Here is a 17958-nt window from a genome sequence, read left to right as displayed (position 1 = left end):
GATTATGAACATTGGGGAGATCAGTTATACAAACATAATACCCCTTTATTATTATTTAGACAGAGAACGATTAATGGATGATGGAGCAACGATCACGTCCGCAGTACCATCAAAGGTTAATCGTTTAATGGAAGAAAATAAAGTTGATATTGGCGGAATATCCTCGTTTTCATTTGGGAAAAATGCTGATCGCTATAGTCTAGCTCCGGATTTATCTGTTTCTGCGTTCGGGAAAGTCAATTCTATTTTTTTATTTTCAAAGTATCCGATTGAAGAATTAGGTGAAAAACGTATTGCGCTTACATCAAGTTCGGAAACGTCTGTTGCATTGTTAAAAGTCATTCTGCATCATTTTTATGATGTGGCAGCATCCTTTCAAGTTGAAACACCGCTTTTCGATCAGATGATGGAACAATATGATGCATGTTTGCTGATTGGTGACGATGCAATTTCTGCAAATCGAGTGAACAGACGTTATCATGTTTATGACTTAGGCGAGATCTGGTACCAGCAAACAGGGTTGCCGATGGTATTTGCTGTAATGGCATACCGCAAAATAATGGAAACAGAAAAAAAAGATCTGCTCTCTTATGTCATAAAGAGCATGATTGAAAGTAAAGAAAGATGCCAGTTCGAAAAATTTTCCCCAGTAATTCATAAAGCCATGCAGGAGCATGGAGGGGATTATGCCTTTTGGGATTCCTATTTTAATGGGTTAAATTATGAATTTAATGGCGAACATGAAAAAGGACTCAACCTATATTTTCGATTAGCGAATGAGTGTGGTTTGTTAAAAACAATCCCATCCATTTTAAAATTTTCTTATACGTAATGGGCGATAGGGTGAACTAAAAGTGAAGTTAAAAGACTTATACTCCTTTTTAAAAAGAGACTTACAGCAAATTGAAGATCAGCTTGCACAATCAGTCAGCTCTGAACAAACATTGATCAATACAGCGGGCTTGGAATTGTTAAAAGCAGGGGGAAAAAGAATCCGCCCTGTATTTGTCCTGCTTTCAGCCCAATTTGGAACATATGATATTCACCAGATCAAGAAAACAGCAGCTGCTCTAGAATTGATTCATATGGCGTCCTTAGTGCATGACGATGTCGTAGACGATGCTGATATGAGAAGAGGACGAGAAACAGTTAAAGCGAAATACGATAGTAAAGTGGCTATGTATACAGGCGATTATATTTTTGCCTCTGCATTAAAGCTTATGACTGATATTGAAATTCCTAGGGCTCATCAAATTTTGGCACAGGGCATGAAAGAAATGTGTCTTGGTGAAGTAGAACAAATTAAAGAGCAATATGACACAGATCAAAATGTAAGAAAATACTTCAAGAGAATCAAACGGAAGACGGCTTTGCTTATTGCTATGAGCTGCCAGCTGGGAGCCATCACTTCAAAAGCTGATATCCCGGTCCAAAAGTTATTATATGATTTTGGTTATAGTGTAGGTATGGCTTTTCAGATTACTGACGATATTCTAGATTTCACAGCATCCGAAAAGCAGCTCGGAAAACCAGCAGGAAGTGATTTGAAACAGGGCAATATTACTCTCCCTGCTTTATATACCATTCAACGGTTTCCAGGATTTAAAGAAAAACTAAATCTCTATTATGAAAATGGAGATGAAACGCTGTTAAGCGATATCTTAAAGCAGATTAAGCGTAATGGAAGCATAGAATTTGCATCAGCCATTTCTGACACATATCTTAATAGAGCAAAGGCTGCTGCCAGTGGTTTGCCTGAAACATCTGCACGTGAGAGTCTGCTGAAGGTGGCGGATTTTATCGCTGGCCGGAAATTTTGAGCCATTGCTAATTTTTTAGATTTTTGGTACGATTTCTCTGGGGAACTTGTCCCACATAACTATACATAGATGATAGGAGAGGGAATACATGGAAAAAACGTTTTTGATGGTAAAACCTGATGGCGTTCAACGTGCGTTAATCGGAGAAATCGTATCTCGTTTTGAAAAGAAAGGCTTTCAATTAGTTGGTGCTAAACTAATGAATATTTCTGAAGACTTAGCAAAAGAACATTACGGAGAGCATAAAGAGCGTCCTTTCTTCGGAGAGTTAGTTAATTTCATTACATCTGGACCTGTGTTTGCAATGGTTTGGGAAGGTAAGGACGTTATTTTAACTGCTCGTAACATGATGGGCAAAACAAACCCAGCTGAAGCAGCTCCAGGTTCAATCCGCGGTGATTATGCTGTTCAAGTAAGCAATAACATCATTCATGGTTCAGATTCTGCTGAGAGCGCAGAGCGTGAAATCGGATTGTTCTTTAAAGAAGAAGAGCTAGTTTCTTACGAGAAAGCTGTTTCTGTTTGGATTTAATTTAGCTAAGAAATGAAAGCGTTTTTAAACCGGCTTTTTGCCGGTTTTATTTTTTTGTCTAGAAAAAGCTGGAGAAAGCATCCATTTCTTTATACAATAGAAACGAGTTGGTGAAGAAAGCGGCTATAGGGAGAGAAGCAGCTTGGACATAGATTACGAAGGATTTAAAAAAAACATATTCGATAAAACAGGTATTGATTTATCACTCTATAAAGAAGCACAAATGAAACGCAGGCTGATCGCTTTAAGAGAGAAACGGTCTTTTCGGTCTTTTTCAGATTACTTTTTTTCACTATCCAAAGATCGAGACTTACTTGAAGAATTTTTAGATAGAATGACCATTAATGTCTCTGAGTTTTACAGGAACCCATCTCGCTGGGAGGTATTGGAGAAAAAAATTCTGCCTCTATTGATGAAAGATCAAATATCTTTAAAGGTGTGGAGTGCGGCTTGCTCGACTGGTGAAGAACCTTATTCTTTATCCATGATGCTCTCAGATTATAAAGGTCTATCTCATTTTTCAGTCCTTGCAACAGACCTTGATGAACTCGTTTTGGAGCGTGCCCAAAAAGGCTATTATTTTGAAAGATCCATTCAAGACGTTCCAGCTGACAAGAAGAGAAAATATTTTAAAAAGCAAGAATTGGGATATAAAATTGATGATTCTCTAAAAAAGAGAATTGTTTTCAAAAAGCAAAACCTTCTTTCGGATCGATTTGCAGCCGGTTATGACCTTATCCTGTGCCGTAATGTCATGATTTACTTTACGGAAGAAGCAAAGGGTGTTCTTTATAAAAAATTCAGCGACGCTTTGCGTCCTGGGGGAATTCTGTTTGTAGGAAGCACAGAACAGATTTTTAATCCAGGATTGTATGGATTAGAATCAGAAGAGCCATTTTTTTATAGAAAAAAATAACAGTGAATAAATCAATCCCTTCCGTTTAGTTGACAGGATGCGCTGTATGGTTTATTCTAACTGATAAGTTTTTATAGTTTAGTTTAGAGCCTAGTTGAGACAAGTTGAGAGAGTTTGAGTGGAGCAGAGCCGAGAATGGGATTGTACATATGCCATGCGGTTATTTCCGCATGGCTTTTTTGTATTCCTAACATTCGATCCTCTTTTTTACCCCTCAAATCTCCGTAAATTACGGAGGTGTATTCAATATTGAAATTCTTCCCAAAAAGACCTCCTTGAACGTCTGCTAATTACGTCATCCGTAAATTAAAACGTTAAGGGGTGTTCATATGATCCGAAAAATTATGAAAAAAGGAATCAATCATGAAACATTAACTGAAAATGAAGCTGCAATTGTCATGGAGGGGCTGATCGCTGGTACGATATCCGATGTTCAAGCAAGTTCATTACTGAGTATGATGAGTTTCCGAGGAGAGACACCAGAAGAAATTGTCGGTTTTGTTAAAGTGATCCGTAAATATTCAAAACAAGTTCCTAATCAGTTTAGTAATGAAATGCTCGACACCTGCGGTACAGGCGGAGATGGTGCTTCGACGTTTAATATTTCGACAGCAGTAAGTTTCATTCTTTCATCGCTTGGTGTTAAAGTTGCCAAGCACGGCAATAAAGCCGTGACATCAAGCAGTGGCAGTTCAGATGTTTTAAGTGCTCTAGGAATTAACACAGCAACGAATGGATATGAAGCTGAGACACAGCTGAAGAATCATGATATTACATTTTTACACGCACCTTATTTTCATCCGGCGTTAAAGAAAGTGGCACCTCTTAGGCAGCAGCTTCCATTCAGGACCATTTTCAATATTGCAGGTCCTTTATGCAACCCAATGAGTCCCTCGTACCAGCTAATTGGGGTAAGTGATGAAAATCTTGCAGAACGGATGGCAAAAGCAATTACGATGCTTGGTATAAAACGGGCACTCCTTGTAACCGGAAAAGACGGTCTGGACGAGTGTTCGATCACACATGAAACGAAAATGATACTCGTAGATAACGGCTCGATCTCATCTTTTATCTATTCCCCTGAAGAAGCGGGATTAGAGAGAGGAAACTTACAGGATATTATGGTTAAGGATAAAAAGGAAAGTGCCCGTATAATTACTGATATTTTTAATGGCAAAAGCAGTAAATCTGCTAAAAATATTGTTGTATTAAATGCAGCGGCAGCATTATATGCATCTAACCGTGTCACATCTATTAAAGACGGTGTGGAAATCATTGAGGATTGCCTTCGTTCTAAAACGGCTTATAATCATCTGCTGCACATCACAAAGGAGGAGGCAAAAGCCCTTGTTAACTAAAATTATGAAACAAAAACAAAAAGAAATCGCTATATTGCCAGAGATAAACACGATGGATTTGAATTACAAAAGCAAAGATCACCGGCCATTTTCTGCAAAGCTGAAGCAATCCATTTATAAACCGGGGTTAATTGCAGAGGTGAAAAAGGCTTCTCCATCAAAGGGAATCATTAAAGAAGATTTTGATCCGGTAAAAATTGCAATCGAATACGAAAAAAACGGTGCTGCTTGTTTATCGGTCTTAACGGATTCAGAGTTTTTTCAAGGAAGCTTGGATTATTTAAAGGAAATTCGCAGTCATGTCTCACTTCCATTGCTGCGAAAAGATTTCATATTGGATGAACGTCAAATTATCGAAAGTGTTGAATATGGAGCGGATGCCATATTACTGATTGCGGCATGTTTGCCGGCTGAAAGATTAAAAGCATTACATGAATTTGCTGTTGAATGCGGATTAGAGTGTTTAGTAGAAGTTCATTCGAAAGAAGAGATCCAACAGGTCTATAACGTTTGCAATCCTGCGATGATAGGGATTAACAACCGCGATTTAAATACGTTCACAACGAGTATTGATCATACTTTCTCATTGCTTCCTTATATCAAAGACGAAACCATTATCATCAGTGAGAGCGGAATTAAGACTGGTAATGATGTTAATCGTTTATTCGAAAAAGGTGTGGACGGAATGCTGATTGGGGAAACGTTAATGAGGGCGGATCATATCGGAAATAAAATCAGAGAGTTGTACAATGACGGTTCAAATTAAATATTGCGGTTGTCAATCAGAAGAAGATTACCGATTATTATCTTCTTCAAAAGCAAACATTATTGGCTTTATCTTTGCAGACAGCAAACGAAAAGTACTCCCTGAAGATGCTGCACGCTGGATTGATCTTAATGGCAAACAGAAGAAATTAGCCGGAGTATTTCAAAATGCTTCGTTAGAAACCATTTCTGAAACGGCAAGTAAGCTCCCATTAGATATTATTCAATGTCATGGGCAAGAACAGCCTGAAACACTTTTGCAGCTGAAAAAAATAGTAAATGCAGAGATATACAAGGCGATTCCTTTTAGTGACAATGTGATAGAGCAGATTGAGCATTATTCAGCAAGTGCTGATGCGATTCTCATCGACAGTATGGCAGGAGGACAATTTGGCGGTACTGGCATTCCGTTTTCATGGAGTAAAGTGCCCTTGATTAAAAAGGAAGCTGAGAAGTACAACCTTCCAGTATTTATAGCCGGAGGGATTAATCCTTCGAATATTAAAGACCTTCTGCGATACAAGCCATATGGAATTGACTTGAGCGGCGGAATTGAAAAAGACGGCAAAAAATCCGAAAGACGATTAACTGAATTGGAAAGGATGATTTGAATGCTAACAACAACTGTTCCTGATCTTCGCGGAAGATACGGTGATTTTGGCGGGAAGTATGTACCTGAAACGATTATGTTTGCATTAGAAGAACTCGAGAAGGCATTCGATGAAGCGATTGTTGATGATGGATTCAATAAGCTTTTTCAGAAAGAACTTGCGATCTATTCGGGCAGACCAACTCCTTTAACACCAGCTACAAGATTAAGTGAAGCTAACAATGGTGCTAACATCTATCTTAAAAGAGAGGATCTTAATCATACAGGTGCGCACAAAATAAACAATGCGATCGGACAAGCACTCTTAGCCGTTCGTATGGGCAAGAAGAAAATCATCGCTGAGACTGGAGCAGGCCAGCATGGGGTAGCTGCTGCGACGGTTGCAGCAAAGTATGGATTGTCCTGCAAAGTATATATGGGAAAAGAAGATATAAGAAGACAAGCGTTGAACGTTTTCCGGATGAAGCTTTTAGGAGCCGAAGTAGTTGAAGTGACAAGCGGAAGTCAAACCCTTAAAGACGCGACAAATGAAGCAATCAGAGAATGGGTTGCTGCAGTAGAGGACACTTTTTATTTGATCGGTTCTGCAGTAGGTCCACATCCATATCCAAAGATGGTAAAACAATTTCAGCAAGTCATAGGGATCGAAACGATGGATCAGTTTGCTAAGCTTCGTGACGGTAAACTGCCAGATGCGGTAGTTGCGTGTGTTGGCGGAGGAAGCAATGCGATAGGAATGTTTGCACCTTTTATCGATAAAGATGTCCCATTATACGGAGTTGAAGCAGCAGGTCTTGGCGTAGATACGGACCAGCATGCTGCAACCCTTTCAAAAGGGCGCAACGGGGTTATCCATGGGTCACTGACAAAACTTTTGCAAACAAGTGATGGCCAAATTACAGAACCTTATTCGATATCAGCTGGTCTGGACTATCCGGGAATCGGTCCGGAGCATGCTTATCTTCATGAAACAAAAAGAGTGAAATATGAAGCAGTTACCGATCAGGAGTCGCTCGATGCGCTCGAACAATTATGTTTGACTGAAGGTATTCTATGTGCGCTTGAAAGTGCCCATGCTGTTGCCTATAGCCTTAAGCTTGCCAAAACGATGAGTAAAAATGAATCGGTTATCGTTTGTCTCTCTGGAAGAGGAGATAAAGATGTGCATACGCTTATGGAACGAATGGAAGGAGGAGATACGGAATGAATAAAAGGTGGGAGGTTTTTCAAAACTCGTCCGACTATCGTTTTGTGCCTTATATTATGGCAGGTGACCCATGTGAAGAAGCGACGATCGAACTTTCACTGGCACTAGAAGAAAGTGGTGCAGCAGCTTTAGAATTAGGTGTTCCTTACTCAGACCCTCTTGCGGATGGACCTGTGATACAAAGAGCAGGAATGCGCGGTTTAAAACAAAATATGACACTCGAAAAAACGATAAAACTTGTTTCGAAACTTCGAGATAGAGGATTAAAGATACCTGTAATTATCTTTACTTATTATAATCTTTTGTTACAATTAGGAGAAAATCGCTTCATAGAACTTGCTCGAGAAAACGGTGCAGATGGATTGCTCGTTCCCGATCTGCCTTATGAGGAAAGCGGCTATTTAAAGGAAATGTGCAAAGAACAGGATCTTGCGCTTATTTCACTTACAGCCCCTACTACACAGTTGGCCAAACTTCATAGGCTGGCATCGGAAGCGGAAGGATTTCTATATTGCATCTCTTCTCTTGGCGTGACTGGCATTCGAAGCGAGTTTAGAAATGGATTGAATGATTTCTTAAAAGAAGCACGATCGCATGCTAAAGTTCCTGTTTTAGTCGGATTCGGCTTGTCAACAAGAGAACAGATCGAACAGTTTGAAGGAAACAGTGATGGCTATATTGTCGGGAGTGCTATCGTAAAAAAAATCGAATCCTTAGAGGAACAGCTTTTGCATGACAGACAGAACGCGATCTATGATTTTAAGGAATTTTTGCAATCCTTGATACCCATGTATAGCCGCTAAAAAGGAGAGGGAATATGCAGCCGAAAAAGCAATTATTATCATTAACTCCGTATAAACCAGGAAAGCCTGTGGAAGAAGTTAAACGCGAGCTAGGATTAGAAAAAATCGTTAAACTTGCATCTAATGAAAATCCATATGGCTGTTCACAGCTTGCAAAAGATAAGATCGTCGAAGAGCTTTCAAATCTTAATGTTTATCCAGATGGATATTCTGCGGAAATAAGAGAAAAGTTATCACGTTTTTTAGGTGTAAGCAATGACCAGCTTATTTTTGGCAATGGTTCTGATGAAGTCGTACAGATCTTATGCAGAGCATATTTATCTCCTGAGACAAACACCGTCATGGCTGCTCCGACCTTTCCGCAATATCGCCACAATGCCGTTATTGAAGGAGCAGAAGTAAGGGAGATCCAGCTTGTTAATGGCCATCATGACCTTGATGCAATGGTTGAAGCGATCGATAAACAAACAAGAATCGTATGGCTTTGTAATCCGAATAACCCTACAGGCAATTATATTCCTGAGGGTGAATTCGTTGCTTTTATGAAAAAAGTACCTAGAGACGTATTGGTTGTCAGTGATGAGGCATATTTTGAATATGTCGCTGCATCTGATTATCCAAACACAATCTCTTATTTAAATGATTATCCTAATCTTGTAATCTTAAGAACCTTCTCAAAAGCGCATGGACTTGCAGCTCTTCGCATCGGATATGGTATAGGATCGAGTTCGATCATTCAGTCAATCGAACCTGCGCGCGAGCCTTTTAATACGTCCAGAATTGCACAAGCTGCAGCTATTGGTGCACTGGATGATCATAGCTTTATCGAAGAATGTAAACAAAAGAACAGAGAAGGATTAGAACTTTTTTACGAGTTTTGTGATAAAAAAGGACTCTTATACTATCCTTCAGAAGCGAATTTTATTTTATTGGATGTTCAATCAGATGCTGACTCCGCCTTTAATTATTTATTAAAGAAAGGGTATATCGTTCGTTCAGGAAATGCTCTTGGATTTCCGACGATGATCCGTGTCACAATTGGAGAAGAGGAGCAGAATAAAGAGATTATTGCTCACCTGGATTCTTATTTAGCTACTCTTGTTCAAAAGGTAAACGAATAATAAATGGAAAGACCCAAAAAGGCTCAATACAGTGATCCTTTTGGGTCTTTTATAGTCGTTCAGAAGTTCCGGAGTAATGTATTGAGCTTTTAGTAAACACCGAAACTTAACATATACACATCTTTTAGTACGATACTAATAATATTGGAATTTCCTATTTTCATAATTTTCAAAAAAGTGTTGCATTTTAAAGTAGGTCTCTTTATAATGTAATTAATATGGTTTCTCTCCACTCCTATCCATATTATACTTTCCTGACAACGCTTACATGTCAGGGCTTTTTTTTGTCTATTTTTACTTTTTCTCATATATTGATAACTTCCATCATAGCTTGTCTTAAAGGGTAAAAGGAGGCGAGCTATGAAATATATAATAGAGCGGCCGATCGATTCACTCGGATCCAGTACAGTACTATCCTATCTGATAGACTCTCAAAAGATATCATATGTTTCTCAAGGTCCTCTAAGAATGAATGTTATTAAAATGTCCATGCATGGATTTAGAATGATACCTGGCCATATTACTTCTTTGATGTGTATAAATAAGCTGAATGTAGAAACGGTTAAACAAAAGATTACGCAAAAGGTGAAAAAAGGAACGACCACCCTATTAGCCTCTGCTAAAATTGATTATTTTCACGAAGCAGAGCATCAATTAAAACGAACAAGACACATGCTGATTGCAAGTCCTGTAGACTATTGTATCGGATTGTCTCTTTCCCCAGAAAGGCTGACTCCAGAAATTATGAGATATTGCAAAAAGCATAAAGTTCCTTTTATCGAACTCATCGTCGAGGATTTCAAGCAATTAACCGGAATTGTTTGGGAAAGAATTGCAGAAGCTAATTTTCCGTATCAATCTGTTATTATAGCGAAATTTCCGGACTCACTGGAAGATAAGAAGAAAAAAATGTGGCAGAATAAATGGAATGAACTCGCCAGCCAAAAAATGATACCTACTTTCTTTAAATCATTACAGGAAGATGAACCAATACCTTTGCCTTTTCTGAAGTTACTAGGCATATATCCTTTAAAAGGCGGTTTATTTTCAGGAAGTGATGCAGATTACTGTTTAGTTTCTAATAATGAACAAGATCAACTGCCTAAAACTGTCATTGTTAGAGGGACAATTGTTTATTCAGAAAATAACGCAGAGTACAAGCAAGGTTTTGGAAAAGAAATATCAGTCATCCGGCCTCGTCGTTTTGGAGAATCTTCATTTTCTCGTGTATAATAAAGTCAAGAAAACACGGGAAAAAGGAGTTTTATGTTTTGAATACAATCCAGGATGCAATAAGGCTCGTTGAGCACGGAGAAGTCGAAAAAGGGATTTCTCTATTAGAAGAATTAACGAATGGAGCAACAGATGCTGAACAATTTGAAATTGCAGAGCTTTACTTGAATTGGGGACATACTTCAAAAGCACTCTCTATATTTAATAGCCTGCTTGAATCTTATCCTGGTGAAGGTGAACTGCTTGAATCTTATCCTGGTGAAGGTGAACTGCTTGTATCCATTGCTGAATGCTGCTTAGACGAAGGAATGGATGAAAAAGCGATTTCATATTTAGAACAGGTTAATGAAAATGATGATGAGTATTTACGGGCACTTATTCTGCAAGCTGACCTTTATGAAAGTCTTGGTCTATCTGAAGTGGCCGAGCGAAAACTTACTGTCGCTTATGAAAAAGATAACGATCATCCTGTTCTTGCATATGCATTGGGAGATTTTTATTTAAGGCAAGGTAAATTTGATTCTAGTCTTCCGTTGCTGCAGAAGGCGGAAAAAGGAACAGATGAAATCGATGATCTTACCATTAGACTAGCTGAAGCATTGAGCCGGGCAGGGAAGTTTGAAGAAGCTCTGCCGATGTACAGAAAAGCACTGTCGCGCCAAAAAGACTTATATAGCTTATTCGGACATGGAATAACAGCTTATAAAGCAGGTGAATTTAAAGAAGCGATTGCAGCCCTTGAAGAACTAAAGGACATGGACCCTGATTATACGACCCTCTACAGTGTTCTTTCTGAAGCTTATGAAGAAGAAGGGGCTATCCCTGAAGCATTTGAAATCATACAAGAAGGTTTAAAGAGAGACGAGCATAATGAGAATATTTACTTGCAGGCAGCGCGACTCGCTTATAAGATGCACAATCCGGAGCAAGGGGAAGAATGGATAAAAACAGCACTTCAACTAAATCCCGCAAGAATTGAACCGCTTCTGCGCTTAGGTGATCAATATTTACGAGAAGAACGGTATGGAGACCTGATCAGCTTGTACAAACCATTGACTGAAATTAAGGAAGAAATTCCGCTCATGTATTGGCACCTCGCAACAGCAAATAATGAATTGGAAAACTATGATGATGCTTCAGTTTGGTATAAAAGAGCTGCTGAATTCTTCTCAGATGAAGTTTCTTTTTTAGAAGAACATGCCTATTTCCTCATTGAAGAAGGTAATCAATATGATGCAAAAGATTTGTTTGCCAAGGTATTGAAGATGAATCCGGAAAGAGAAGATATTGCAGATGTTTTATCAAGATTGGAAGATTTTTAAAACTTTCTGAAGGGAAGAAGGATTTTACCGCTGGTAAGAGAATATAAATATTTATAAAAATGACGTGTTTTAAATGATGGGGGGATTGCAATGAGCAGCACCGTTTCGGTCCTAGAGAAAAAGGATTTTATAAAATGGTTCCTTAATCATTATCAGTTGAAGAAACGCGAATGTGTATGGTTACTAAATTATTTGGTTAGTGACGATCAGTTGATGGAAAAAGTTCATTTTGTTGAAAAAGCTGAATATTGTCCAAAGGCAATCATCATGTCAACTCAATGTACAGATGGAGTTCCGTTTCGTTTTTACAAACAAAATGTTTTAACAACAGATGCCGAGAAATCATTCCATGACATTCGATTGAATCAAGAGGAAGAAATTTATCTGGAATTGAACTTTAATGCTTCACGGCTCACTCCAGAATATGCTTCTGTATTAGAAGAAAATCCACATCTGCCGCAAAATATGTCCATGGATAAAAAATATGGCATTTGGGCTGAAATGGTTTTAGAAAAATCAATCGAAACATACCGCAGAAATGACCTTATGGCTAAGATCGACAAAGCACTAGATCAAAAAGACTATGAAAGTTTTACAAAATGGACTGCTGAATTAAAAAATCTTGAAAAACAGCCTTCATAATAAAACTATTAAGCTGACTCAAAGTGTTTTTACAGCACTTTTGAGGCAGCTTTATTTTTTATAAGTTTCTATAAGGTTGTGCTTCTGGGGCATTTTTGTAATTCGGTCTTTTCTGAAAAATTGTTGCTTTAGGCCATAATCGTAAGGAACCTTCATTGAAAAGTTGATTGAAGTGCAAGGTGTGAGACTCCTGCGGGACTAGCGGTCAGGTGAGACACTTATAAGTGAAACGTTCGAATGTGGCTCACCGCATGCCCCGTGGAAAGCGAGCAGCATGTAACGGAAATCAACTCTTTCAAAAGCAACAAGGTCATCGAATACAGCTTTTTAAAAGAAATATATAATTACGCCTAAAAAAGTAATAATGAGGACAAGCAATCTATTGTCTATTTTAGTGATCAAAATATGGTACGATTAAAAGCAGGAATTTTTTGAGAAGGAGATAGTTTACATGAAATGGAAAACGAAGGATGCTGATGTGTTCTTAAAATCTGGAGAATATGTTGATAGTCTATTAATCCCGTTAACGCCTGTAGATTTCAAACAAGAGTTTAAAAGCAGTGTATCCATGAGTGAGTATACAGCCCTGCTTTGTGAAGAAATTGAAAGGCAGCTGCACGGAAGATTATTTTTAGGACCGAATTTTACATATGTGAAAGAAAAGAGTGACATTTCCTCTTTAGAAAATTTAAATAATCTGCTGAAACATGTTACAGATTCTGGACATTTCAAACATATCTTTTTACTGACGAGCGACGTTTCCTGGAAAGAATTTGAACAAAAAATCGACGCGCACCTTTTTTGGATACCTGCTCTGCCTTTAGAAAATATGGACGAGAAATATAGATTGGAAGTCATTAAAGAACAAGTGAAACCGCTTTTTCAGCTTATCTTTAATGAGTGGCAGCGGGGCGTTAATTCTTGATTTTCACTAGATGTTCATATTGACAGTAAAAGACAACTTAGGCTATCATGTTTATGTCCTAGTAATATGTGTGTAAAGTCCGGTTGGACCGTCATTTACAGCATAAGGGGGGGAAAACAATGTCAAAGGAAGATATTTCAAGACGTCAGTTCTTAAACTACACGTTAACTGGCGTAGGTGGATTTATGGCTGCCGGTATGCTGATGCCAATGGTCCGTTTCGCTCTAGATCCGATTTTAGAGCCGAGCGCAGATCAAAAAATGGTAGCGGTTACTCCTGTGGATAAGCTGACAAACGAACCGAAGCGTTTTGACTACAAAGTCAAACAGAAAGACGGATGGTATGAGTCTGATGTAACACTGTCTGCCTGGGTTTATAAAGCGAAGAACGGCGATATTATCGCACTTTCTCCAATCTGTAAACACTTAGGCTGTACAGTAGACTGGAACACAGATCCGTCACACCCTAGCCAATTCTACTGTCCTTGCCATTTTGGCCGTTATACGAAGGATGGAACGAACGTTAAGGGTACCCCACCACTTGCACCATTAGATGTATTTGAGAGCAAGGTGAAAGATGGAAAGCTTTATTTAGGAAAGGCAAAACCAAGAAAGGGGGCGTAATGAATGCTACAAAAGGTTTATGACTGGGTAGATGAGCGCTTGGATATTACGCCGCTTTGGAGAGATGTTGCAGATCACGAAGTACCTGAACACGTTAACCCGGCGCATCACTTTTCTGCGTTTGTTTACTGTTTTGGCGGATTAACCTTCTTTATCACGGTTATCCAAATTTTATCAGGAATGTTTTTAACCATGTATTATGTACCTGATATTGTGAATGCATGGGAATCCGTGTATTATCTGCAAAATCAAGTGGCATTTGGTGTTATCGTACGTGGAATGCACCACTGGGGCGCCAGCCTTGTAATTGTAATGATGTTCTTACATACATTGCGCGTATTTTTCCAGGGAGCTTATAAAAAGCCAAGAGAGCTAAACTGGATTGTTGGAGTACTTATTTTCTTTGTTATGTTAGGTTTAGGTTTCACAGGTTATCTTTTACCATGGGATATGAAAGCGCTATTTGCGACAAAAGTAGGAATTCAGATTGCTGAGACGATTCCTGTAGTCGGTCCTATTGCTAAAACATTTCTTGCCGGCGGAGAGATCATTGGAGCACAGACGCTTACGCGATTCTTTGCGATTCACGTATTCTTCCTTCCAGCAGCATTGTTAGGATTAATGGGAGCCCACTTCTTAATGATTCGTAAACAAGGTATTTCCGGACCATTGTAAAAACCAGCAAGATTTTTAAAAGTTTCATAAGAGCAAAGGAGGGAAATATATGCATCGCGGTAAAGGGATGAAGTTTGTCGGAGACTCTCGTGTTCCAGTAGAACGTAAACCGAATATTCCAAAAGACTATTCGGAATACCCTGGGAAAACGGAAGCGTTCTGGCCGAACTTTCTTTTAAAAGAATGGATGGTTGGTGCCGTATTTTTAATCGGTTATCTCATTTTGACCATCGTTCATGAATCTCCTTTGGAGAAAAAAGCTGACCCTACCGATGCCGGATATATTCCTCTTCCAGACTGGTACTTCCTATTTTTATACCAGCTCTTGAAGTACAAGTATGCGGCAGGGGATTATGTTCTTATCGGTACTGTTATTATACCTGGTTTAGCATTTGGTGCTTTAATGTTAGCGCCGTTCCTTGATTCTGGTCTAGAAAGACGTCCATCCAGACGTCCGATCGCAACTGGATTGATGCTATTAGGTCTGATTTCCATTACATATTTAACATGGGAATCCGTAGTTACCCATGACTGGGAAAAAGCTAAAACTCAAGGTAAAATTGTTCATGTTACTTTTGATGAAAATGATCCTGGTTATCAGGTTTATCAAAAACAGAGCTGTGTAGGCTGTCACGGTAATACACTTGGCGGTGGTGCTGGTCCTTCGTTAATCGGTACAGGATTAAAGCCTGAAGAAATTATGAAGATTGCTAGAGAAGGTAAACCACCTGCAATGCCCGCTAATGCATTTAAGGGTTCTGATGCAGATCTTAAGAAATTAGCAACATTTATTTCAAAACTTGAAAAATAATTAGCAGAAGCCGGCTCGGTTAGGGCCGGCTTTTTCTAACGTCAAAGGAGTAATCTGTATGTGGTTTTTCACAATATTGAAAGAGAAATGGTTTCTTTCTACACTGCTTCTCGTCAATATTTTAGGGACGATTTACGGTTATTACTGGTATGGATATCAATTACAGCAAACACCATGGTATTTTTTGCCTTTTGTACCGGATAGTCCGACAGCCTGTTTATTTTTTGTATTTGTTTTGATTGGTTTTTTAACGAAAAAGCAATCAGGTTTGTTCGAGGCTCTGGCAGCGGGTTCCTTATTTAAGTATGGGATATGGGCTGTTGGAATGAACCTCGGTGGTGCGTTCGTCGGAATCCCTTTAGATTCCACGAACTATATGCTGATCTTTTCACATTTCGGCATGGCGCTTCAAGGGATTTTATATGCACCATACTATAAAATAAAAGAATGGCATGTAGGGGTTGCAGCCTTATGGTTACTGCATAATGAAATTATCGACTATGTCTTTGGAATGATGCCGACATATTCCGTATTGGAGCCGTATGAGCAATTAATCGGCTATCTTACGTTCTGGCTTTCTGTTATTACAATTCTAATATTATGGAGAATGAGACGCCACAGTAATCAATCAAACCGAATTTAGGTCTAACCTTGTCCCAGTACTCATACGTTTTAGTATAAGGGTACGGGAGGGGCTACAGATGAAAAGGTTAGGTTGGACGGTTGCAATTTTTTGTTTAGCATTTGGACTGGCTAAACCAGTTTTAGCAGCAGAACATACAATAAATAATCAAAAGGAATGGTCAGAAATAAATGAACTTACAGCTGAGATATGGGAACTCGGAAAAATAGAACACTTTGATGAAGCTGCTGATGTACTTAAATTTGCAGCAAAAGACATCACAAATACTGGAGAAGTGATTACACTCAGGCCAGATCAGCAGCGGATGGTGGACTACACGTTATCAGATGCATTAATGTCCCTAAAAAATCCGGAATGGACAAAAGAAAACAAATTGAACAAGTTAACAGAAGTGCGGCTATTAGTAGATGCACTTCAAACAGATTATGAGCCTTTATGGAAAAAAACAGGTTTAATGATCCTAGAACCTTTTATAAGTATGGAAAAAGGGATAAACAAGAATGATTCTTCCTCCTTTCATCAAGCGGTTAATTTGCTGCTGCAGCGCTATGAAACAGTAAGACCTGCATTATCGGTCGATCTTAGTACAAAAGAGCTGGCACGCTTAGATGAACATGTATCATTTGTTGATCTTAATCGTTCTGCTATCCTAACCGATGAGAATCATCAAAAACAACTGGAAGTAGCGGCCGCCGACTTTGAAGCTCTCTTTTTTGCAAAAAAAGACAATTCTGAGCCATCATTGTTCTGGCTGATTTTTTCTATAGGAGGCATTATTTCTTCTACATTATTTTATGTAGGCTGGAGAAAATATAAAGGTGATAAAGAAGAAGAGATGCGTGTCCCTCAAAAGAGGTGACATGCTTATTCTTTGACAACAAAGACGGAATAAACGTAAAATGTTTCTAAAGAAATCTCGGCTGACGCAATCTGTCAGTCATAGTTGCATTATTGATTTTGATCGTGCAAACAAAAGATTTGACTTGGAGGAATGCAAATAATGGGTGGATTTTTAATCTACTTTGCCTTTTTACTCATTATCCCTTTATGGGCACAGAGTAGAGTTAAAGGGACTTACAATAAGTATTCAAAAGTAGCTAATTCAACAGGACGAACCGGGGCGGAAGTGGCTAGAGAAATATTAAATCAAAATGGACTGTATGATGTTCAAATCGAACCAGTCAGAGGAAAACTTTCAGATCATTATGATCCCCGTTCAAAGGTAGTTCGATTATCAGAAGATAATTATTATGGAAGTTCGATTGCAGGAGCAGCAGTTGCTGCCCATGAAGTTGGGCATGCAATCCAAGATGCTGAAGGTTATGCCTTTTTACGTTTTAGACATGCGCTCGTACCCGTAGCTAACATCGGTTCGAACTTTTCCTTTTTATTAATATTGGGTGGAATGCTTCTCCACGCCGCTAATTTATTTTTACTTGGAATCATCTTTATGGGTGCAGCTGTATTGTTCCAGCTGATCACACTTCCCGTTGAGTTCAATGCGAGCAGCAGGGCAATGGATCAAATCGTAGCCACAGGCTTAATTCGCAATAACGAGGAAAGAGGAGCCCGCAAAGTACTAAATGCTGCAGCACTAACGTATGTAGCAGGAGCACTTGTAGCACTACTCGAACTTGCACGATTTATTTTTATGTTTATGGGAATGAATGACGACGATTAAAATAAAAAGACTCACCGATCTAGGTATCATTGATCGGTGAGTCTTTTTTCTATTTATACAGGTTCTTTTTAAAAGATTGCTGCTTTTGGTGTATTTTTGTAATTTGCCTCATTAGAGGTTGATTGAAGAAGGTGCGAGACTCCGCGAAAATGAAATTCACATTTTCTTCGTGCGATGTATCGCTGCCGTAGCCTTCCTTGTCCTGCGGGACAGGCGGGCAGTCCGAAAAGCGGATGCGGTTTGATCAGCCACGACAAGCAAAAGGTGAATG

The 17958-nt window shown here is 38.9% G+C and carries 20 protein-coding genes; all 20 read left to right on the top strand.

All coding sequences use genetic code 11. The annotated features are described in order from the left end of the window. Nucleotides 1-4 precede the first annotated feature (4 nt). The 20 genes from J2X07_RS07465 (at nt 5) to J2X07_RS07370 (ending at nt 17687) form a co-directional block, all read left to right on the top strand. A complete protein-coding gene (locus J2X07_RS07465) occupies nt 5-832 on the top strand; it encodes a menaquinone biosynthetic enzyme MqnA/MqnD family protein (protein WP_310257836.1) in 828 nt (275 codons plus the stop codon). A 22-nt stretch (nt 833-854) separates the two neighbouring features. After that, nucleotides 855-1820 (top strand): heptaprenyl diphosphate synthase component II, encoded by a 966-nt coding sequence (gene hepT, locus J2X07_RS07460; RefSeq protein WP_310257835.1) that lies wholly within the window; start codon nt 855-857, stop codon nt 1818-1820. A gap of 88 nt (nt 1821-1908) precedes the next feature. Next, nucleotides 1909-2352: a nucleoside-diphosphate kinase gene (gene ndk / locus J2X07_RS07455; protein ID WP_310257834.1), complete on the top strand. Its 444-nt coding sequence runs from the start codon at nt 1909-1911 to the stop codon at nt 2350-2352. A 142-nt stretch (nt 2353-2494) separates the two neighbouring features. Beyond that, nucleotides 2495-3268, top strand: coding sequence for a CheR family methyltransferase (locus J2X07_RS07450; protein WP_310257833.1), 774 nt, complete (start codon nt 2495-2497; stop codon nt 3266-3268). A gap of 329 nt (nt 3269-3597) precedes the next feature. After that, nucleotides 3598-4626: an anthranilate phosphoribosyltransferase gene (gene trpD, locus J2X07_RS07445; RefSeq protein ID WP_310257832.1), complete on the top strand. Its 1029-nt coding sequence runs from the start codon at nt 3598-3600 to the stop codon at nt 4624-4626. Next, complete coding sequence (gene trpC / locus J2X07_RS07440; RefSeq protein WP_310257831.1) at nt 4616-5392, top strand: indole-3-glycerol phosphate synthase TrpC; 777 nt, start codon at nt 4616-4618, stop codon at nt 5390-5392. Before trpD ends, trpC begins: the two co-directional genes overlap by 11 nt. Continuing rightward, nucleotides 5376-6002 carry a phosphoribosylanthranilate isomerase gene (locus tag J2X07_RS07435; RefSeq protein WP_310257830.1) on the top strand — a complete coding sequence of 209 codons (627 nt, stop codon included), beginning with the start codon at nt 5376-5378 and terminating at the stop codon, nt 6000-6002. The genes trpC and J2X07_RS07435 overlap by 17 nt, the downstream gene beginning before the upstream one ends. Then, entirely contained in the window at nt 6003-7208 is a 1206-nt protein-coding gene (gene trpB / locus J2X07_RS07430) for a tryptophan synthase subunit beta (protein ID WP_310257828.1), read from the top strand. After that, nucleotides 7205-8011 carry a tryptophan synthase subunit alpha gene (trpA, locus tag J2X07_RS07425; protein ID WP_310257827.1) on the top strand — a complete coding sequence of 269 codons (807 nt, stop codon included), beginning with the start codon at nt 7205-7207 and terminating at the stop codon, nt 8009-8011. The genes trpB and trpA overlap by 4 nt, the downstream gene beginning before the upstream one ends. Nucleotides 8012-8025: 14 nt before the next feature. Further along, nucleotides 8026-9132 (top strand): histidinol-phosphate transaminase, encoded by a 1107-nt coding sequence (gene hisC / locus J2X07_RS07420; protein ID WP_310257826.1) that lies wholly within the window; start codon nt 8026-8028, stop codon nt 9130-9132. Nucleotides 9133-9492: 360 nt separating this feature from the next. Beyond that, a complete protein-coding gene (locus J2X07_RS07415) occupies nt 9493-10365 on the top strand; it encodes a hypothetical protein (RefSeq protein WP_310257825.1) in 873 nt (290 codons plus the stop codon). A gap of 38 nt (nt 10366-10403) precedes the next feature. After that, a complete protein-coding gene (locus J2X07_RS07410) occupies nt 10404-11687 on the top strand; it encodes a tetratricopeptide repeat protein (RefSeq protein ID WP_310257824.1) in 1284 nt (427 codons plus the stop codon). Nucleotides 11688-11777: 90 nt separating this feature from the next. Next, nucleotides 11778-12329, top strand: a complete 552-nt coding sequence (locus J2X07_RS07405; RefSeq protein WP_310257823.1) for a ReoY family proteolytic degradation factor — start codon at nt 11778-11780, stop codon at nt 12327-12329. A gap of 451 nt (nt 12330-12780) precedes the next feature. Further along, entirely contained in the window at nt 12781-13254 is a 474-nt protein-coding gene (locus J2X07_RS07400) for a YpiF family protein (RefSeq protein WP_310257822.1), read from the top strand. Nucleotides 13255-13373: 119 nt separating this feature from the next. Further along, entirely contained in the window at nt 13374-13877 is a 504-nt protein-coding gene (locus J2X07_RS07395) for a ubiquinol-cytochrome c reductase iron-sulfur subunit (RefSeq protein WP_310257821.1), read from the top strand. A 3-nt stretch (nt 13878-13880) separates the two neighbouring features. Next, nucleotides 13881-14552, top strand: a complete 672-nt coding sequence (gene qcrB / locus J2X07_RS07390; protein WP_310257820.1) for a menaquinol-cytochrome c reductase cytochrome b subunit — start codon at nt 13881-13883, stop codon at nt 14550-14552. A 49-nt stretch (nt 14553-14601) separates the two neighbouring features. Then, the gene (locus J2X07_RS07385; RefSeq protein ID WP_310257819.1) at nt 14602-15363 is read left to right on the top strand and encodes a menaquinol-cytochrome c reductase cytochrome b/c subunit; all 762 of its coding nucleotides are present in this window, start codon (nt 14602-14604) and stop codon (nt 15361-15363) included. A 58-nt stretch (nt 15364-15421) separates the two neighbouring features. Beyond that, nucleotides 15422-16006, top strand: coding sequence for a DUF1405 domain-containing protein (locus J2X07_RS07380; RefSeq protein WP_310257818.1), 585 nt, complete (start codon nt 15422-15424; stop codon nt 16004-16006). A 58-nt stretch (nt 16007-16064) separates the two neighbouring features. Then, on the top strand, nt 16065-16865 hold the full coding sequence (locus J2X07_RS07375; protein WP_310257817.1) for a sporulation protein YpjB: 801 nt from the start codon (nt 16065-16067) through the stop codon (nt 16863-16865). A gap of 141 nt (nt 16866-17006) precedes the next feature. Beyond that, the gene (locus tag J2X07_RS07370; RefSeq protein WP_310257816.1) at nt 17007-17687 is read left to right on the top strand and encodes a zinc metallopeptidase; all 681 of its coding nucleotides are present in this window, start codon (nt 17007-17009) and stop codon (nt 17685-17687) included. The last annotated feature ends 271 nt before the right edge of the window (nt 17688-17958 follow it).

The sequence above is a fragment of the Fictibacillus barbaricus genome (assembly GCF_031457135.1).
Classification (GTDB): Bacteria; Bacillota; Bacilli; order Bacillales; family Fictibacillaceae; genus Fictibacillus; species Fictibacillus barbaricus_A.
The sequence above is the reverse complement of the archived record's forward strand: the minus strand, read 5'-3'. Positions and strand labels throughout refer to the sequence as shown.